The sequence below is a fragment of the Ensifer sp. genome (genome assembly GCF_035999135.1).
Taxonomy (GTDB): Bacteria; Pseudomonadota; Alphaproteobacteria; order Rhizobiales; family Rhizobiaceae; genus Ensifer.
Genome location: NZ_DASYGZ010000121.1, coordinates 13,439 through 31,168, shown reverse-complemented (window position 1 = coordinate 31,168; position 17,730 = coordinate 13,439). Strand labels below are relative to the sequence as shown.

Annotated in this window: 18 protein-coding genes and 1 pseudogene; 4 read left to right on the top strand and 15 right to left on the bottom strand. The window is 62.7% G+C overall.

Annotated features, from left to right (window positions below; genetic code table 11):
* The 6 genes and pseudogenes from VGO12_RS14445 to coxB all read right to left on the bottom strand — a co-directional run.
* Positions 1-164, bottom strand: a pseudogene (locus VGO12_RS14445) (cytochrome c oxidase subunit 3); the annotation flags it as partial.
* 19 nt (positions 165-183) lie between these two features.
* Complete coding sequence (locus tag VGO12_RS14440) at positions 184-777, bottom strand: cytochrome c oxidase assembly protein (RefSeq protein ID WP_327513439.1); 594 nt, start codon at positions 775-777, stop codon at positions 184-186.
* 11 nt (positions 778-788) lie between these two features.
* Entirely contained in the window at positions 789-929 is a 141-nt protein-coding gene (locus tag VGO12_RS14435; RefSeq protein WP_327513438.1) for a hypothetical protein, read from the bottom strand.
* A complete protein-coding gene (locus VGO12_RS14430) occupies positions 929-1,885 on the bottom strand; it encodes a heme o synthase (protein ID WP_327513437.1) in 957 nt (318 codons plus the stop codon). The genes VGO12_RS14435 and VGO12_RS14430 overlap by 1 nt, the downstream gene beginning before the upstream one ends.
* A 98-nt stretch (positions 1,886-1,983) precedes the next feature.
* A complete protein-coding gene (ctaD, locus tag VGO12_RS14425; RefSeq protein ID WP_327513436.1) occupies positions 1,984-3,672 on the bottom strand; it encodes a cytochrome c oxidase subunit I in 1,689 nt (562 codons plus the stop codon).
* Positions 3,673-3,692: 20 nt separating this feature from the next.
* Positions 3,693-4,574 carry a cytochrome c oxidase subunit II gene (gene coxB / locus VGO12_RS14420; RefSeq protein WP_327513435.1) on the bottom strand — a complete coding sequence of 294 codons (882 nt, stop codon included), beginning with the start codon at positions 4,572-4,574 and terminating at the stop codon, positions 3,693-3,695.
* Between the two features lie 366 nt (positions 4,575-4,940).
* On the opposite strand from coxB, the gene VGO12_RS14415 reads away from it, so the two are divergent.
* Positions 4,941-5,471 carry an invasion associated locus B family protein gene (locus tag VGO12_RS14415; RefSeq protein ID WP_414650726.1) on the top strand — a complete coding sequence of 177 codons (531 nt, stop codon included), beginning with the start codon at positions 4,941-4,943 and terminating at the stop codon, positions 5,469-5,471.
* 135 nt (positions 5,472-5,606) lie between these two features.
* Here the strand turns inward: VGO12_RS14415 and ribB are convergent, their stop codons facing one another.
* The 4 genes from ribB to VGO12_RS14395 all read right to left on the bottom strand — a co-directional run bounded on the left by ribB (position 5,607) and on the right by VGO12_RS14395 (position 11,431).
* Positions 5,607-6,707, bottom strand: a complete 1,101-nt coding sequence (gene ribB / locus VGO12_RS14410) for a 3,4-dihydroxy-2-butanone-4-phosphate synthase (protein ID WP_327513434.1) — start codon at positions 6,705-6,707, stop codon at positions 5,607-5,609.
* Between the two features lie 30 nt (positions 6,708-6,737).
* A complete protein-coding gene (aroC, locus tag VGO12_RS14405; RefSeq protein ID WP_327513433.1) occupies positions 6,738-7,835 on the bottom strand; it encodes a chorismate synthase in 1,098 nt (365 codons plus the stop codon).
* Positions 7,836-7,949: 114 nt separating this feature from the next.
* The gene (locus tag VGO12_RS14400; RefSeq protein WP_327513432.1) at positions 7,950-11,123 is read right to left on the bottom strand and encodes a bifunctional diguanylate cyclase/phosphodiesterase; all 3,174 of its coding nucleotides are present in this window, start codon (positions 11,121-11,123) and stop codon (positions 7,950-7,952) included.
* A gap of 41 nt (positions 11,124-11,164) precedes the next feature.
* Entirely contained in the window at positions 11,165-11,431 is a 267-nt protein-coding gene (locus tag VGO12_RS14395; RefSeq protein WP_327513431.1) for a hypothetical protein, read from the bottom strand.
* On the opposite strand from VGO12_RS14395, the gene VGO12_RS14390 reads away from it, so the two are divergent.
* Entirely contained in the window at positions 11,418-11,678 is a 261-nt protein-coding gene (locus tag VGO12_RS14390) for a DUF1344 domain-containing protein (protein ID WP_043619849.1), read from the top strand. The two genes, VGO12_RS14395 and VGO12_RS14390, sit on opposite strands and share 14 nt — an antisense overlap.
* 86 nt (positions 11,679-11,764) lie before the next feature.
* On the opposite strand, the gene VGO12_RS14385 is transcribed toward VGO12_RS14390, so the two are convergent.
* The 4 genes from VGO12_RS14385 to VGO12_RS14370 all read right to left on the bottom strand — a co-directional run bounded on the left by VGO12_RS14385 (position 11,765) and on the right by VGO12_RS14370 (position 15,206).
* Entirely contained in the window at positions 11,765-12,349 is a 585-nt protein-coding gene (locus tag VGO12_RS14385; protein WP_327513430.1) for a histidine phosphatase family protein, read from the bottom strand.
* Between the two features lie 47 nt (positions 12,350-12,396).
* Positions 12,397-13,215 carry an enoyl-ACP reductase FabI gene (fabI, locus tag VGO12_RS14380; RefSeq protein WP_327513429.1) on the bottom strand — a complete coding sequence of 273 codons (819 nt, stop codon included), beginning with the start codon at positions 13,213-13,215 and terminating at the stop codon, positions 12,397-12,399.
* 205 nt (positions 13,216-13,420) lie between these two features.
* Complete coding sequence (locus VGO12_RS14375; protein WP_327513428.1) at positions 13,421-14,533, bottom strand: DnaJ C-terminal domain-containing protein; 1,113 nt, start codon at positions 14,531-14,533, stop codon at positions 13,421-13,423.
* A 220-nt stretch (positions 14,534-14,753) separates the two neighbouring features.
* The gene (locus VGO12_RS14370) at positions 14,754-15,206 is read right to left on the bottom strand and encodes an RT0821/Lpp0805 family surface protein (protein WP_327513427.1); all 453 of its coding nucleotides are present in this window, start codon (positions 15,204-15,206) and stop codon (positions 14,754-14,756) included.
* Positions 15,207-15,277: 71 nt separating this feature from the next.
* On the opposite strand from VGO12_RS14370, the gene pdxH reads away from it, so the two are divergent.
* On the top strand, positions 15,278-15,967 hold the full coding sequence (pdxH, locus tag VGO12_RS14365; protein ID WP_327513426.1) for a pyridoxamine 5'-phosphate oxidase: 690 nt from the start codon (positions 15,278-15,280) through the stop codon (positions 15,965-15,967).
* Positions 15,968-16,088: 121 nt separating this feature from the next.
* The gene (locus VGO12_RS14360) at positions 16,089-16,583 is read left to right on the top strand and encodes a GNAT family N-acetyltransferase (protein WP_327513425.1); all 495 of its coding nucleotides are present in this window, start codon (positions 16,089-16,091) and stop codon (positions 16,581-16,583) included.
* 58 nt (positions 16,584-16,641) lie between these two features.
* On the opposite strand, the gene VGO12_RS14355 is transcribed toward VGO12_RS14360, so the two are convergent.
* A complete protein-coding gene (locus VGO12_RS14355) occupies positions 16,642-17,691 on the bottom strand; it encodes a polysaccharide deacetylase family protein (RefSeq protein WP_327513424.1) in 1,050 nt (349 codons plus the stop codon).
* Between the last annotated feature and the right edge of the window lie 39 nt (positions 17,692-17,730).

Genomic DNA, 17,730 nt, shown 5'->3' with positions numbered 1-17,730 from the left:
TAGCGCATGTAGCAGATGCCGCCGAACGCCATGACGAAGGCGCCGATCGAGGCAAGCAGCGGCCAGGGGCTTGGGTCAATGATGTGGTAGTCGTGATTCTTCTGATGCGCACCGGCCATGTCAGTAATCCCCGAAATGTCTCTCTCTCGTCGCCCTTCCGGCATAGCCGAAAAGGACCTCCAGTCAAAGTTTGTTCTCTTCCGTCTTCACCTGAGCCACCGGTTTCGACGGTTCGCGCGGGTAGAAGGTGTAGGAAAGAGTCAACGTCTTGATGTCCTTGGTCTCCACCGCCTTGACCATGTCCGGATCGACGAAGAATACCACGGGCATCTCCATCTCCTCTCCCGGCTGCAAGGTCGTCTCGGTGAAGCAGAAGCACTGTACCTTGTTGAAGTAGGCGCCCGCCTGCATCGGCGTCACGTTGAAGGTCGCCTGGCCCGTCGTCGGCTTCGACGACAGGTTCTTCGCCTTGTACATCACCTGCACGGTCTCGCCGATGCGGATGTCGATGTCGCGCTGCACCGGCTTGAACTCCCAGGGCAGTCCGCCCGAGGTGTTGGCGTCGAAGGTGACCTTGACCTTTTCGTCCAGGATGACGTCGGACGCCTGCTCGACCCGCTGCGTGGTGCCGTTATAGCCGGTGACGCGGCAGAACATGTCGTAGAGCGGCACCGCCGCGTAGGCCATGCCGACCATGCCGCCGACAAAGGCGAGGCAGGTGCCGACGACGACGCGATTGGAGCGCTGCTTACCGCTGGTGTCCTGTGAATTCGTCATTCCGATCCGCCTCAGTTGGCCATGCCGTTGCCGAACTTGATCAGCGTGACGATGTAGAAGAGGACGACGAGCCCGAAGAGGACGAAGCCGAGCGCGATATTGCGGCCGCGGCGCGATTTCCTCTGGGCATCAGTGAGCTTGACGGTTTCCATCAGGCAATACTCCCGGCGTTCAGCCAGACATTGACGATCAGGTGGTCCGCCATCAGGGCGGAGAAGATCACGAAAAGATACATGATCGAGAAGGCGAAGAGCTTCTTGGCCGGCAGCATGCGCTCGTCCGTCTCCGGCATGCGCAGCACGCCGATCGAGTACCAGACGAAGCCGAGACCAAGCGCCGTTGCGAAGAGGCCGTAACCGATGCTCGCAAAGCCGAGCAAGGTGGGACAGATGCCGATCAGGGCGGTCAGCACGGCGTAGATGACGATTTGCTTCTTGGTGGTCGCCTGGCCGCAGACATTCGGCATCATCGGCACGCCGACGGCGCCGTAGTCGCCCATCTTGAAGAGGGCGAGCGCCCAGAAATGCGCCGGCGTCCACAGGAAGGTGATCAGGAACAGAACGATGCTTTCGATCGAGACTGCACCGGTGACGCAGGCCCAGCCGATCATCGGCGGGAAAGCGCCGGCGGCGCCGCCGATGACGATGTTCTGCGGCGTCGAGCGCTTCAGCCACATCGTGTAGATGACCACGTAGAAGAAGATGGTGAAGGCGAGCAACCCGGCTGCGAGCCAATTGACGGCGAGCCCGAGGATGATCACGGAAAAGGCCGACAACGTCAGGCCGAAGGCCAGCGCTTCCTGCGGCAGGATCTTGCCGGCCGGGATCGGACGCTTGGCGGTACGGCTCATGACCGCGTCGATGTCGGCGTCATACCACATGTTGAGCGCGCCCGAGGCGCCAGCGCCGACGGCGATGCACAGGATGGCGATGAAACCGATGAAGGGATTGATATGTCCTGGCGCCAGCACCAGCCCGGCGAACGCCGTGAAGACGACGAGGGACATGACACGCGGCTTCAAGAGCTCGAAGTAATCGCGCGCAGAGGCTTCGGACAGGCGTGCTACGCCTTCCATGCCGACTGCTTCGTGATTGTCGATGACCGTCATGTCCTGTCCCTGCTTTAGTCCCGGCCGCAAGGGCCGTGTGTCGCCGGTTTCCCGGCGGGGTGAAGCCGCCGGAACCGGCGGCTTCTGTTCGTTGCCCGTCACTTGATGCGCGGGAGCTGTTCCCACTGGTGGAACGGCGGCGGCGAAGACAGCTGCCATTCCAGAGTGTTCGCGCCCTCGCCCCACGGGTTGTCGCCAGCGACGCGCTTCTTGGCGAAGGCTTCGAAGACGCCGAAGAGGAAGATCAAGACGCCGACGGCTGCGATGTAGGAGCCGTAGGACGAAACCATGTTCCAGCCGGCATAGGCATCCGGATAGTCGATGTAGCGGCGCGGCATGCCGGCGAGGCCGAGGAAGTGCTGCGGGAAGAAGATCAGGTTCACACCGATGAACATGACCCAGAAGTGCAGCTTGCCGACGAACTCGGAGTACATGTAGCCGGTCATCTTCGGGAACCAGTAGTACCAGGCCGCGAAGATGGCGAAGACGGCGCCGAGCGACAGAACGTAGTGGAAGTGAGCCACCACGTAGTAGGTGTCGTGCAGCGAACGGTCGAGGCCGGCGTTGGCGAGCTGGACGCCCGTGACGCCACCGACGGTGAACAGGAAGATGAAGCCGATCGCCCAGACCATCGGGGTCGTGAAGCGGATCGAGCCACCCCACATCGTCGCGATCCACGAGAAGATCTTAACGCCCGTCGGAACAGCGATGACCATCGTCGCGAAGACGAAGTAGCGCTGCGTGTCGAGCGACATGCCGACGGTGTACATGTGGTGCGCCCACACGATGAAGCCGACGGCGCCGATCGCGACCATGGCGTAGGCCATGCCGAGGTAGCCGAAGATCGGCTTGCGCGAGAAGGTGGAAACGATGTGGCTGACGATGCCGAAGCCCGGCAGGATCAGGATGTACACTTCCGGGTGACCGAAGAACCAGAACAGGTGCTGGAACAGGATCGGGTCGCCGCCGCCTTCAGGCGCGAAGAAGGCCGTGCCGAAGTTGCGGTCGGTAAGCAGCATGGTGATGCCGCCTGCCAGGACCGGCAGCGAGAGCAGAAGCAGGAAGGCGGTGATCAGAACCGACCAAGCAAAGAGCGGCATCTTGTGCAGCGTCATGCCCGGAGCGCGCATGTTCAGGATCGTGGTGATGAAGTTGATCGCACCGAGGATCGACGACGCGCCGGCAATGTGCAGGCCGAGGATGACGAAGTCCATCGCCGGCCCGGGCATGCCGGACGTCGAGAATGGCGGATAGATCGTCCAGCCGCCCCCTGCACCATAGGCGCCCGCCGGGCCTTCGACGAACATCGAAAGCAGCACCAGCAGGAAGGCCGGGATGATCAGCCAGAAGGAGATGTTGTTCATGCGCGGGAACGCCATGTCCGGCGCACCGATCATGATCGGCACCATCCAGTTGGCGAAGCCGCCGATCAACGCCGGCATGACCATGAAGAAGATCATGATGAGCGCGTGCGCGGTCGTGAACACGTTGAACATGTGCTTGCCGCCGTCGATGGCAGCGTCGCCCTCGAAGCCGTAAACCATCTGCGCCAGACCGTGGAAGATCTGGATGCCCGGCTCCTGCAACTCGGCGCGCATGAAGATCGACAGCGTGCCGCCGATGATGCCCGCGAAGATCGCGAAGATCAGATAGAGCGTGCCGATGTCCTTGTGGTTGGTCGACAGGAACCAGCGCTGAAAGAAGCTCAGAGGCTTGTGCGCGTGGTCTGCGTGGTCATGATCGGAGTGATCATGACGTTGATCGTGATGAACGGCTGTTCCAGCCATGGGTCGAGCTCCCCTTCCGATTACTGTGCGGCGTTCGCGGCGACGTCGACGGTCTTTGCCGCGTCGATGGACGCCATGAGCGCCTTGTTCGCATCGCCGAGATTGCTTGCGGCGGCTGCGAGCCAGGTGTCGTATTTTTCCTGCGAAACCACGCGGATGGCGATCGGCATGTAAGCGTGGTCCTTACCGCAGAGCTCGGAACACTGGCCGTAGTAGAGACCTTCGCGCTCGGCCTTGAACCAGGTTTCGTTCAGGCGGCCGGGAACGGCGTCGATCTTCACGCCAAAGGCGGGCATTGCAAAGGCATGTATCACGTCGGCAGCGGTGACGAGGACACGAACCGTCTTGCCGACCGGCACGACGACTTCGTTGTCGACGGCGAGCAGGCGCGGATATTCCTTCTTGTCTTCCTTGCCGAGGTTGGCGCGATCTTCTTCCTTCATCATGATGCTGTCGAAGGTGAGCGGGCTTTCGCCGACTTCATACTCGTAGGACCAGTACCACTGGTTGCCGGTCGCCTTGAGCGTCAGATCCGGATTGGCCGGCGGCGTGAGCTGCGCAGTCAGGAGCTGGAAGGACGGGATCGCGAGGAAGAGAAGAATGACGACCGGACCGACGGTCCAGACGACTTCAATCGCAGTGTTGTGGCTGGTCTTGGAAGGAACCGGGTTCGCGCTTTCGCGGAACTTGACCACGACGATGACCAAGAGGAGGAGAACGAAAAGAGTAATCGGAATGATGAACCACAGGGTATAATGTTCAAACCACGTGATTTCTTCCATGATGCCCGTAGCGGCCGACTGAAAATTCGTCTGCCATTCGACAGGCTTGTCAGCAAAGGCGCTCGAAGCAAAAAGCAGACAGGCAAGCGCTGCCAGAACTGCATAAGCCTTGTTTTTCACAATGTGTCTCCCCAATGCGCTTGATCAGGATCAAACCGGAACGCAGAATCCCTGCGATACTGCTGCGCTTCAAACCACAGTTTGTCCGATGCCGCAACATCTGACCAATCAACCCCATGCGGCATTTTTGCACAAACGTTGCTTTTCACACAGGCACCCCTCGAAACCCGTGGTGAAACAACCTATAGAGGCTCTTCTGCGTGCTGGGCGACGCGATTATGCAACGCTCGAGCGGCAACGCGGCGGACAGGGCGCCCAAGCCGCCCAATTTCCGCCATATGACACTGGAATGTGCCCCGCAGGGCTTTTCATTTAATCCAGCGCGCTTCAAGAATAGCCCTGATGATTCGACGTTTTGAGGTTTACATGGGCCTGCCCCTCTTTTCCCGACTGTCGGCCTTCGCCGCCTTCGGCCTTGCCCTTATCGCTCTGCCCGCCGCAAGCATGGCCCAGCAGCCAGCCGGCACGCCCGGCACGGTCAAGTCCAACCATGGCGCGTGGTCGATCGTCTGCGATCAGCCGCCGGGCGCTTCCGCTGACCAGTGCGCCCTGATGCAGAACGTGATTGCCGAGGACCGGCCGGAAGTCGGCCTGTCGGTCGTCGTCCTGAAGACCGCCGACCGCAAGGCGAAGATCCTGCGCGTGCTCGCGCCGCTCGGCGTGCTTTTGCCGAACGGCCTCGGCCTCAATGTCGACGGCAAGGATATCGGCCGCGCCTATTTCGTGCGCTGTTTCTCCGACGGCTGCTACGCCGAGGTCGTGCTCGAGGACGAGCTGTTGAAGACGTTCCGCTCCGGCGCGATGGCGACCTTCATCGTCTTCCAGTCGCCCGAAGAAGGCATCGGCATCCCGGTCGATCTCAAGGGCTTCGGCGAAGGCTACGACGCGCTGCCCTGACCGAACCGAAAATCAACGTCGACAAGAGCCGCGCCTGCGCGGCTTTTTTGTTGAACAGCTGTCGTCCCAAATGACGAAGCCCGGATCGCTGATCCGGGCTTCGTCATTTTCAGAGCTGTCTTGTCCCTGAGGGCGCTAGATGATGTCGGTTCCGGCAATCTTGATGCCGAAGCCTTCCAGGCCGACATAGTGGCGCTCGCGCGAGGCCAGAAGCCTGATGGAGCTGATGCCGAGATCCTTCAGGATCTGTGCGCCAAGGCCGATTTCCAGCCATTCGCTCTCGCGCGCCTGCGCTTCGTCATGCCCTTCACGGTCATGTTTGCCCTTGCGGGCCGTCTGCGAGATGCCGACCCCGACGGAACCTTCGCGCAGGTAGACGATGACACCCCTGCCCTCTTCGGCGATGCGCTTCATGATGCGGTCGATCTGGCAGTCCTTGCCGAAAACATCGGCGCCGACATTTTCAAGATGCAGACGCACCGGGATGTCGACGCCATCCCTGATGTCGCCGAAGACGACGGCGAGGTGCTGCATCGGATCCCACGGCAGGGAATAGGAGTGGCCCTTGGCCGGACCATAGGGCGTTTCGATGTCGAAGGAGCCGCCCTGCTCGATCAGCGTCTCCTTGCGCTGGCGATAGGCGATGAGGTCGGCGACAGACACCTGCTTCAGCCCATGCGTCTCGGCGAAACCCGCGACCTGCGGCCCGCGCATCACGCTGCCGTCGTCGTTGACGAGTTCGCAGATGACGCCGATCGGCGGCAGGCTTGCGAGCTTGCAAAGATCGACCGCGGCTTCCGTGTGACCGGAGCGCATGAGAACGCCGCCTTCCCGCGCTACCAGCGGGAAGATATGGCCGGGACGAACGAAGTCCGTCGGCCCGACATTGGGATTGGCCAGATTGCGCACGGTGAGGGTGCGGTCGTCGGCGGAGATGCCCGTCGTCGTGCCATGCTTGAAATCGACCGAAACGGTGAAGGCCGTCGTGTGGGCGGAATCGTTTTCGGCGACCATGGCGTTGAGGTTGAGGCGCTTGGCCTCCTCGCGCGGCATTGGCGTACAGACGATGCCGGAGGTGTGGCGCACGATGAAGGCCATCTTCTCGGGCGTGCAATGCACGGCAGCAACGATCAGATCGCCCTCGTTCTCGCGGCCGTCATCGTCGGTCACGACGACGATTTCGCCGGCCTCGAAGGCACGGATGGCGTCGACAACACGTTTCTGATCATAGGACATGGCGCTCTTCCCGAATTGCTTAAAGCCGGATTACTTCAGACGGCCGGTCTGGCCGCGGTCACGCAGGTAGTGATCGGCGATCGTGCAGGCAAGCATCGCCTCGCCGATCGGCACGGCGCGGATGCCGACGCAGGGATCGTGGCGACCCTTGGTGCGCACGTCGACCTCGTTACCGTCGCTATCGACCGAGCGCCGCTCGGTCAGGATCGACGAGGTCGGCTTGATGGCGAAACGCGCGATCACCGGTTCGCCGGTGGCGATGCCACCGAGAATACCGCCGGCGTGATTGGAGAGGAACACCGGCTTGCCGTCGGCGCCGATGCGCATCTCGTCGGCGTTTTCCTCGCCGGTGATTTCCGCCGCACCAAATCCGTTGCCGATCTCGACGCCCTTGACGGCGTTGATCGACATCAGGTTCGACGCGATGTCCTGGTCGAGCTTGGCATAGATGGGCGCGCCGATGCCGGCCGGCACGCCCTCGGCGACGACTTCGACCACAGCGCCGATCGAGGAGCCCGCCTTGCGGATGCCGTCGAGATACTCTTCCCAGACCGGAACGATCTCCGGATCGGGCGCGAAGAACGGGTTGTTGTTGACCTCGGCCCAGTCCCAGTTCGCCCGGTTGATCTTGTGCTTGCCGATCTGGACGAGCGCGCCGCGCACGACGAGACCCGGCACGACCCTGCGGGCAATGCCGCCGGCCGCCACGCGCGCGGCCGTCTCGCGCGCCGACGAGCGACCGCCGCCGCGATAGTCGCGAATGCCGTATTTGAGATCATAGGTGTAGTCGGCATGGCCCGGGCGATAGCGCTTGGAGATCTCGGAATAATCCTTCGAACGCTGGTCGGTGTTTTCAATCAGCATCGAGATCGGCGTGCCCGTCGAGATCATCGTCTCGCCGTCGTCGTCGAGCATGACGCCCGAGAGCACCTTGACGAGATCGTCCTCCCGGCGCTGCGTCACGAAACGCGACTGGCCGGGCTTGCGCTTGTCAAGCCAAGCCTGGAGTTCGGCGAGCGTGAAGCGGATGCCGGGCGGGCAGCCGTCGACGACGCAGCCAAGCGCCGGCCCATGGCTTTCGCCCCAGGTGGTGACGCGGAAGAGATGACCAAATGTGTTATGCGACATGAAGGCTACCGGACCTTGGACAAGCGACGGCGGTACGTTTCGTACCCGGATGCCCTCTCTTAGTTCAAAGCCGGTTAAGGGGAAAGACTTTTGCGCCGAGCAAGGCCGGCGACGTCACGATGCCAGGCGCAGGCCGCGCTCGGTGGCAAAGGCGAGAAACTTCTCCGAGCTCAAGGGCTTCGCGAAGGCATAACCCTGGAGCACGTCGCAGCCGAGGATGCCCAGCATTTCCGCATGCGCCATCGTCTCCACGCCTTCGGCAACGGTCTCGATGTTGAGCGACCGGGCAAGGTCGATGATCGAACGCACCAGCGCCTGCTCGCGGCGCGCGCTCAGAACCGGGATCACAAGCTGACGATCGATCTTCAGCCGTTTCGGCTTGATCTTCAAGAGGCTGACGATCGAGGTATGCCCGGTGCCGAAATCGTCGAGCTCTATATCGATCCCGAGCTTCTTGATGCCTTCGATGTTGGCGGCAACGATATCGTCGCTCTCGTCGAGGAAGATCGATTCCACCAGTTCGAAGCAGATCTGGCCAGGCGTAATGCTCAGGCCCTCGAGCGATGAGAGAAGATCGTCGTCCTGCAGCCGTTTGGCCGAAACGTTGACGGAGATCTTGGGGACGCGCACGCCGGCCGCTGCCCAGCGCATCTGGTCGGTCAGCGACTTTTCCAGAACCAGGCGGTCGAGCACCGCGGTCACGTTGAGCTCGTCGGCGATGCCAAGGAAACGGTCCGGCGTCAGGATGCCCTCGCGCGGGTGCCGCCAACGCACCAGCGCCTCGACACCGCAGAGCGAAAGCGTCGTCGCGTCGAATTGCGGCTGATACCAGGGCTCGAACTCGTCACGCTCGATCCCTTCAAGGATCTCGTCAGCGATGCGCTTGGCTGTCACCACCTCGGCCTGCAGCGTTTCGGTGAAGAACTGATAGCGGTTCCGGCCGGCCTCCTTGGCGCGATAGAGCGCGATGTCGGCATTGACCAGAAGCTTGCGTGCATCGAGGTCGGACCCGCGCCCGACTGCCACACCGATGCTGACGCCAAAGCGACAGGGGAAACCGTTGTAGTCCACGGGTTGCCGCATCGCGGCGATGATCCGGTCGCAGCGCGCCGCCAATGCCGCCTCTCCCTGCGCGCCCGTGACCGCCACCACGAACTCATCGCCGCCGATGCGGGCGATGATGTCGCCTTGCGGCGTGTTCGCCCTGAGGATTTCAGAGGCATGGACCAGCATGGCGTCGCCGGCGGCATGTCCCAAAGTGTCGTTGATCTGCTTGAACCGGTCGAGATCGATATGCAGGATTGCGATGCCGTCGCCATCACCGGCCCTGGTCAGGCGTTCGAGCGCCTTGTCGAGCATGCGCCGGTTGCCGAGCCCGGTCAGAGGGTCGTGCAGCGAATTGTGCTCGATGCGCACCCGCGCCTGCTCCAGCTCGGCGTTCTTGGCATCCGCCATCGCCTTGGCCGCTCGCAGTTGCTCGGTCATCAGCACGTCTTCGGTGACATCGAGCGCCATGCCGACGAGCTTGCGCGCGCCGTCCGGCGCCACATGGAGCTTGCCGACCGATCGAATGTGGCGAATGCCCCCGGCAGACAGCACCACGCGCGCCTGATGCACATAGGTTTCGTCCGCTGCTATGGCGCGGTTGACGGCCTCCAGGGCGGCCTTTCGATCATCGGCATGAAGGGCGGTGAGCCATATTTCCTCATTCGTGGCACCGTCTGTATAGACGATGCCGTAGAGCTGGTGCATGCGCTCGTCCCAATAGGCGACGTTTTTGTCGAGGTCCGCCTCCCACATGCCGCAACGATAGGAATCGAGCGCCAGGTCGAGGCGCCGCGACAGGAGCTCGAGGTCCTGCTCCCGTTCGTAGAGACCCTTCAGCGCCTGTTCGAGCTCGTGGTTCTGCTGGTCGACCTGCGCCTTGGCAGCGCTCAGCCGCTCGTTCTTCAAGACGTCGTCGCTGACATCCCAGCTGATGCCGGTCACCTTCGCACGGCCATCGGCGCCACGGTGGCTCGATCCGACATTGCGAATGTGGCGTACCGTTCCGTCAGACAGGACGACGCGATACTGCGACCGGTACTCCAGGCCATCGTCGAGGCTTCGGAACAGCGCATTGGCCGCGATGCCGATATCATCGGGATGCACGGTCGCGCGCCACTCGTCATAGGTCGGTTCATCCAGATGGACCTTAAGACCGTGCAGGTGGAACATCCGGTCATCCCAGGAGCGCTGCTGCGTTTCGACGTCGATTTCCCAGATGCCTATCTTCGAGGCGTCGAGCGCAAGGTTCAGGCGGTGCGACAAGGTCATCACCTCCCCTTCCCGCGCCTTCAGTTTGGCGATGTTGCGCTGACGCTCGTTGACGAGACCGCCGGTCAGAAGGATCGGGATGACGACGATGGCGACGGCTGCAACGATCGCCAGTTGAATGCCGTTGCTGTTTTCCGGGAGCTGCTCCCATCCACCGACCGGCATCGCCGCCAGTTCCCAGATGCCGCCCGCAAGCTCAAGCCGACGGGTGACCGGGGTTTCGCGGAACAAGGCGTCATCGCCGTAAAATGCGTCCTGGATCCGCTCCGGCTCGGAAACGTCCCGGATCGCAAGATGAACATCGACGTGGCGATGGTCCTTCGTCAGCTCTGGGGCCTCGCCCCCCGCCTCGAGCAGCCGCGCGGCCCGGTAAAGCGCCTTCTCGTCGATGATCGCCTCGACATAACCCCAGCGCTCCATGCGTCCCTGGATCTTCGAAAATACCGGCAGGAAAAGTTCGAAACCGCTGCGACCGCTCGGCAGACGGATCGGGCCGATCATCACAGGCCTGACCGTCGACGACGCCCGTTCGATGGCATGCCGCGTCGCGCCGAACCGGTTGAAGTCGCTGCCGACAAACCATTGCTGGCTCTCGCGCGGAAAGGCGATCCGCACCACCCCTGCGGGCGCCGCCGAGGCACGGGACATCTGCGGGTTCTGCAACAGAAGCTTCGTGGCCATGACGGTAAAATCATCGGCCGTCATGGCCGGGTGCACGCCAATGCTGTTGGCAAAACCATTCAGCGCCGCGATGTTGGTGTTTACTTCCGATTGCAGCCGATTGGCGATGAGGTTCAGCTCATTCTCGGCGTCGATCCTCAGGTCGTTCTGGAAGTTTTCCCGGTTCTGTCGCTCATAGATATGCCCGCCGGTAAAGACGACGAGGCCGGCGATTGCCGCCGGTATGAGCGATGGTTTCGCAAATCTGGCGGCCGCCCGAATGCGCTGGCACAGAACGTCGATGATCTTCAATCTTTTCCCCTCGATCCCCAACCAAAGGTAGCGATCGAGTCTTAAGATAGGCTTTCGTCACAATTCCTTGGAAAACCCCATAATTCATGGGGAAACTCTCCCGCGAACCCGTCGTCGGCGGTGCCCACCCGCTTGAAAAATACGGTATCGCCGTCCAGTCTTCCGCAGCCGGATGTACCGTCAAAAAGCGGGGCAACGCGGCCAAAAGCCAAATCGCAGGGCAATTTTTGCCACAATCGGGGATCAAGGGTGATGTCAACAAAGTTCGCAGAATCGTTGAAGAGGGCAATAAAGATGCGTTTTGTCATTGCCGCGCTGATGGCCACCGCAGGCCTGCTTTCGCCCCTGTCCGCCCTCGCCGAAAGCGCCGACGTGGAAGCTACCATTACGGGTGTCGACACGGACCGCCTCAGCCTCTCGCTTGACGACGGCAAGAACTACCAGGCCCCGGAAGAATTCAATTTCGAAGGCCTGAAGGCAGGCGTGAAAGTTCTCGTCTTCTACACGGAAGTCGACGGCAAGCGGGTCATCAACGACCTCGAAATCGTGCAGTAACGGCCAGCGGCCCGTCGATCGTCGCGCAGTTGCAAAAGCAGGACTGCGACCGACGTGTCCCGTCGAGGCGGCCTTAGCGACAGTGCTCAGATCCAGCCGATGGCGTTGCCGGCAATGCGCAGCAGGCGATCCTGCGGGATCGCTGCCGACGCGGCCTCCTCGGCCTCCATTTCCCCGAAAAGCTTGAAAAGCGCGCGGATGACGCCGCCATGGCTGACGCAAACCGTGGGTTTGGTCACGTCCTTCAACCAGGCGGCTATGCGCCAGGACAGGATTTCGTAGCTCTCCGCATCAGGACCCGGCGGGATGAAATCCCACTTCACTGCGCGCCTCTCGGCGATCCGCTGTGGCGCCGAGCGCTTGAGTTCGGGAAGCGTGTGCCCTTCCCAGTCGCCGAAGGACACTTCCTTCAGTCGATCGTCCGTGCGGTAGGCGGAGGGATCAAGGCCCATGGCCTGCCGGACGCGCTCCATGGTTTCGCGGGTGCGTCCGAGCGGGCTTGCGACGAAATCGAAGTGCACGGCGTCGGCGCCAAGGATTCCGGCGAGCGTTACGCCATTGCCGGTCGCCTGCTGGCGACCGAAGTCATTGAGCGGGATATCCTTCTGCCCCTGAAGCCGGCTTTCGGCATTCCAGTCGGTCTGTCCGTGACGGATCACATAGATCAGCACACCGTGTCTCCGGGCAAAAGGCTCCCGAAACCGCTTGGCGGCTCCGGTCAGTCCTTGATTACGGAGATATCCGGCGCGTCCACAGCCTTCATGCCAACGACATGGTAGCCGCTGTCGGCGTGGTGCACTTCACCGGTGACGGAGCGCGACAGGTCGGACAGCATGTAGAGCCCGACGTCGCCCACTTCCTCGATCGTGACGGTACGGCGCAGCGGCGCGTTATACTCGTTCCACTTGAGGATATAGCGGAAATCGCCGATGCCGGATGCAGCCAGCGTCTTGATCGGGCCGGCGGAAATCGCGTTGACGCGGATGTTCTTCGGGCCGAGGTCAACGGCGAGATACTTGACGCTGGCCTCGAGCGCAGCCTTGGCGACGCCCATGACGTTGTAGTTCGGCATCACCTTCTCGGCGCCGTAATAGGTCAGCGTCAGCATCGAGCCGCCATCGGTCATCAGCTTTTCGGCGCGACGGGCGACTGAGGTGAAGGAATAGACCGAGATCTGCATCGTCTTGGCGAAGTTCTCGGGCGAGGTGTCGACGTAGCGACCGGTCAGTTCGTCCTTGTCGGAAAAGCCGATGGCGTGCACGACGAAGTCGATCTTGCCCCACTTCTTTTCCAATGCGTCAAAGACGGCGTCGATCGTCGCTTCGTCGCTGACGTCGCAATGGCCGGCGAGGAAGCCGTCGATTTCCGCCAGCAGCGGCTCGACCCGCTTCTTCAGCGCGTCGCCCTGGTAGGTCAACGCAACTTCGCCGCCTTGCGCGTGGATGGCCTTGGCAATGCCCCATGCGATGGAACGGTTGTTTGCGACGCCCATGATGACGCCGCGCTTGCCCTTCATCAGACCGGATGCCTGAGCCATGGTAAAAGTCCCCAATACTATTCCAGCAACGGCCGGCGCCGGTGCCTTACAAATGTCAAAGACGCACCACCGGGTCGGGTGCGGCAAAATGTCGAGAATTGCCTATGGCATAGCCGCCGGGGTGGTTCAAGCGCGGCCGGGATCAGGAACTGTTAGTCCCCGTAATATTGCTTCAATGTGTCAGCGAACTGTCACAAACGGACTGTCACAGATACAAACCGTCACGCTGCGACCGCATGAGGTCGAGAATCTTGTCGTCGGGCGTGTCGGGCAGAACGAGCCGCAACTCGACCAGAAGATCGCCATGCGCGCCGTAGGTTCCTGGCAGCCCCCTGCCCTCGAGACGGATGACCCTGTCGGAACCGGACCAGGCAGGCACGGTCACGGTGACCGACCCCAACGGCGTTTCGATGACCTGTTCGCAACCGAGGACCGCGCCTTGCAGGTCGATCGGCAAGGTGGTCATGAGGTCGAGGCCCTGCGTGCGAAACGCACCGTCCTGGTTGACCCGGAGCGTTGCGACGACATCGCCGCGAGTCATGCCGGTGACGCGATAGCCCTGTTCGGCAAGGCGGATGGCCTGACCGTCGACCGCTCCCGGCGGAATCTGGACCTTGAGGACTTCGCCATCGGGAAGCTCCACCGACAGACGCTGGCGATTGATCATATCCTCTATGCTGACCGCCACGTCGATGGTCAGATCCGGCACCTTCTCGGCAGTCTTGGAGGCGCGTCCGCGGATGCGCCGGACGATCGCAGCTACAAGTTCGGCGGCCGGGGCGGCGGCACGCTGCATCAGTGGCGCCTCGGTCCTGGCCGCCGCTTCCGGCTGCAGCTCGACCGCCGGCTCCGGCTTGGCCTCGGCCGCCGGGGCGGCCTGGGCGGGACGCTCAGCATCCCTGGCCGGCTCCTTGGCCGCAGGCCTGGGCTGCGCCTTCGGCGCGGGCTTCGGTGCCGGGCGCTCGGCTTTCTTGCGCGCATCGGCGCCAAAGATCTGCGATGCGGCTTCCTCTGCGGTTTCGGCATCGACCGGCGGCTCCTCCTGAGCCGGACTGCGCCTCTTTGCCTTCATCGCCTCCATGCGGCGAAGCTCGGCCTCACGACGCGCATAATCGTAGCGGCTCCTGAGCTTCGGGTCGCGCAAGAGCTCGTAAGCCTTGCCCGCCTCGGCAAAGCGCTCGGCCGCGGTCGGATCGTCCTGGTTATGGTCCGGATGCACGGCCTTGGCGAGCGAGCGCCAAGCCGCCTTGATTTCGTCCGGCCCGGCATTGCGCCGGACACCGAGGATTGCATAGGGATCACGCATGGTTTCTACCATCTTCTCTGACCGGCGGCTTCTCCCTGATGCCCGCCTTATGCCCCAATTCAGGCGCCATAGTCGCCCGTCCACTGGCCAAATGATTGCGGGAACTTGCTAAATAGTGGTTAGCCGGAGCCGGGAAGGTGGCAGCCCAAGCGCCGCAATGGCCGATCATCCGCATCTTTAGACAATCGTGGTTAATCGCCGATTTCGGCGCGCCGGTTGGTCCGGGGGCTTATCAGGCGCGCGGGCCGAAGCTCGTCAGGTACCAGATGCCATCGCCGCCCTGGCAGGTGCTGCCGTTGAACTTGGCGATACCTTCGTAAGAATGACGCGTGGTGGTGAAGCGGCGGCACAGCATGCCGCTCGCGCGGTCTTCCTGGATGCTGCTGATCACGCCGGCACTGCCGGAGGTGGAATTGGCCCAGGGAATGGGATTGAGCGCGCCGGTTCCAAGATCAGCCGAGGTGACGGCATCGCGAACCATCACGGCATCCGAAAGACCTTCCGAAGTCTTGGCGACGGGAACGGTGCCGGTCGAGACCGTGCGATCGACACCACTGCCGAACAGATCGAAACCTGCACCCATGCAGCCCGAAAGCGCCAGGACCGGCAGGCAAATTGCCGCGCCACGCAGCAAGGCGAAGGAATACCCCTTCTTGGCATCGATCCACTTTGCTATGTCTTGCACGGCAATCCTGTCAGACTCGCTGGAGCCGCACGTTTCTCGACAAGGTCAACATACAGGCTCCGACATTTTCGATGCGGAAACACCGGTCGGGCTCATCCCGAAGTATTTCCGCGCCAGACATCACGGCATTGGAACGCAATATGGCGGCGAATGAGTTAACAAGCGGTGACTTCACCGAATCAAATGAGCCCTTTTCCCTGTTTGGCACATGGCTGAAGGACGCGGAAGGCAGCGAGATCAACGACCCGAATGCGGTGGCGCTCGCCACCGTGGACAGCGACGGGCTGCCCAATGTCCGCATGGTGCTCTTGAAGGGTTTCGACGAGCGCGGCTTCGTCTTCTACACGAATTTCGAAAGCCAGAAGGGTGAGGAGATCCTCGGCGCGCGCAAGGCGGCCATGTGCTTCCACTGGAAATCGCTGAGACGTCAGGTGCGCGTGCGCGGCCCGGTCGAGATCGTCACCGACGCGGAGGCCGACGAATATTTCAAGAGCCGGCCGCGGGGCAGCCGCATCGGCGCCTGGGCTTCCAAGCAGTCGCGACCACTCGAAGGCCGCTTTGCGCTTGAGAAGGCCGTTGCCGAATACACGGCGCGCCATGCGCTGGGCGAAATCCCGCGGCCGAGCCACTGGTCCGGCTTCCGCATCCGCCCGACCTCGATCGAATTCTGGCACGACCGGCCCTTCCGCCTGCACGACCGCATGGAATTCCGTCGGGAAACGCCGGAAGGCGGCTGGGAAAAGGTGCGCATGTACCCTTGAGGGCCGAAGCCGCTCCGTCATTCCCGATCGCCGGCGACGTTGACGCGTTTCGCCGGCCGGCGGACCCAAGTGGATTAATCAATCGCCCGCCCCTCCGTTTGGCCATGCGTGCTCCTGCAAGATGATCGACGTTCGCAACGCGACCCTGGACGACATTGCCGACTGCCACCGCTGCCTGGACACGGTCGCACGCGAAGGCCGATGGCTTTCACGCCTGGCCGCCCCGCCGCTCGATCGCTTTGCCGACTACATGGCCGAACTGCACCGCGCCGGAGCGCCGCAAATCGTTGCGTGCGACGGCGAGGTTGTCGGCTGGTGCGACGTCAGGCTCGACCCGTCTCCGACACGCGCCCATGTCGGAACGCTGGGCATGGGACTGCTTGAGCCGTACCGCGGCCAGGGGATTGGTCGCCGCCTGTTGAAACTGGCGATGGAACAGGCGCGCGAACGGGGCCTCGAACGCATCGAGCTGACGGTCCTTGATGGCAACGTCGCTGCTGAGGCGCTCTATCGGCGACCTGGCTTTCTGGTCGAGGGCCGGCGCATCCGCGACTGGAAACACGACGGCATGTATCAGGACAGCATCCTGATGGCATTTGTTTTCGCTGCCAGCTGAACGACCTGCAAACGCCACAGCGGACTGTCTGAAATAACGCAGTTCCGGACGAGCGCCTCTAACCCGATGCCAGCCGGAACGGAATGCCGGAAGCCAGCGCCGAGGCATAACGGGCGCGCTGGAAATGGCCGTTCAACGATATGCGCGGCAGCGCATGGAGTCCCACCCCTTTCCCAGAAAGCGTCCCTGGCTGGGTTGTCACCGCCAGGGTGAACCCGAGATTGGCAACGAGATGATGATCGCGTGGCGATACGGCCGCCGCATCGCCATAAGGATAGGCAAAGGTCCGGGGTCGCTTGCCGGCAATCGCCTCGACGCGGCGGGCCGACAGGTCGATTTCCCGACGGGCCTCGTGCGCGCCGAGACGGGCGACCGCCCGATGGCTGATCGTGTGGGCGCCGAGACTGGCAAGCGGGCTGCCGGCCAGGCGACGGAGCCCGGCCTCGTCGAGCGTCAGCCGCTCGGCAATCGCGGTCGGGGCAATGCCATATCGCAGCGCCGCGGCATTGAGTTTCGCCACGGCTGCGGCTTCATCGCCGCCGTGAACGAAGGCTGCCACCCGGTTGAACACCTGCTGCTTTTCGCTCGTGGTCCGCGCGCGCAGCGTTTCTTCGCCGGCACCGAAATCGAAGCGCAGCGTGTCGCCGGCCGAAAGCAGATCGGCAAGCGTCTCCCACCAGAGCGTGTGCGTACGATCGACGAAGCCGCCGCTGACGAAGACGGTAAAGGGCGCCCGGTGGCGCTCGAAGACGGGCAACGCATGATCGAGGTTGTTCCTGTAGCCGTCGTCGAGTGTAAAGCAGGCCAGGCGCCCGGCGCCCTCCGCAAGGGCGTGCGGCAAATCTTCGAGGGCCACGAAACGGTAGCCGTCGCGTTTCAGCGCCGTCAACGCCGCGTCGAGGAACTCGGGCGTGACCTCCAGATGCGCGTTCGGGTCGAAGGCGCGGTCGAGCTTTGGCCGGACATGATGCAGCGTGAAGATCGCGCCAGCCCCCCTTGCGCCCGCCATCATTCCGGCGCGGCTCAATCCGCTGGCGAGTTCCAGTCCGGTGGCGATCGCGGCTCGGCGGACGATGCTCCTGATCGTGCTGTTGATGTTCGCCCCCATGTTTCGCGCGGCTGAAAGGCCCGAAGGTTAACGAAGAGG

Coding starts and splice junctions, on each gene's coding strand:
- VGO12_RS14390 (WP_043619849.1), top strand. CDS start 11,418: ATGCGTTTTGTCATTGCCGCGCTGATGGCCACCGCAGGCCTGCTTTCG.
- aroC (WP_327513433.1), bottom strand. CDS start 7,835: ATGTCGCATAACACATTTGGTCATCTCTTCCGCGTCACCACCTGGGGC.
- pdxH (WP_327513426.1), top strand. CDS start 15,278: ATGCGGAAACACCGGTCGGGCTCATCCCGAAGTATTTCCGCGCCAGAC.
- ribB (WP_327513434.1), bottom strand. CDS start 6,707: ATGTCCTATGATCAGAAACGTGTTGTCGACGCCATCCGTGCCTTCGAG.
- VGO12_RS14440 (WP_327513439.1), bottom strand. CDS start 777: ATGACGAATTCACAGGACACCAGCGGTAAGCAGCGCTCCAATCGCGTC.
- VGO12_RS14360 (WP_327513425.1), top strand. CDS start 16,089: ATGATCGACGTTCGCAACGCGACCCTGGACGACATTGCCGACTGCCAC.
- VGO12_RS14375 (WP_327513428.1), bottom strand. CDS start 14,533: ATGGTAGAAACCATGCGTGATCCCTATGCAATCCTCGGTGTCCGGCGC.
- VGO12_RS14415 (WP_414650726.1), top strand. CDS start 4,941: ATGGGCCTGCCCCTCTTTTCCCGACTGTCGGCCTTCGCCGCCTTCGGC.
- VGO12_RS14355 (WP_327513424.1), bottom strand. CDS start 17,691: ATGGGGGCGAACATCAACAGCACGATCAGGAGCATCGTCCGCCGAGCC.
- VGO12_RS14435 (WP_327513438.1), bottom strand. CDS start 929: ATGGAAACCGTCAAGCTCACTGATGCCCAGAGGAAATCGCGCCGCGGC.
- fabI (WP_327513429.1), bottom strand. CDS start 13,215: ATGGCTCAGGCATCCGGTCTGATGAAGGGCAAGCGCGGCGTCATCATG.
- ctaD (WP_327513436.1), bottom strand. CDS start 3,672: ATGGCTGGAACAGCCGTTCATCACGATCAACGTCATGATCACTCCGAT.
- VGO12_RS14395 (WP_327513431.1), bottom strand. CDS start 11,431: ATGACAAAACGCATCTTTATTGCCCTCTTCAACGATTCTGCGAACTTT.
- VGO12_RS14430 (WP_327513437.1), bottom strand. CDS start 1,885: ATGACGGTCATCGACAATCACGAAGCAGTCGGCATGGAAGGCGTAGCA.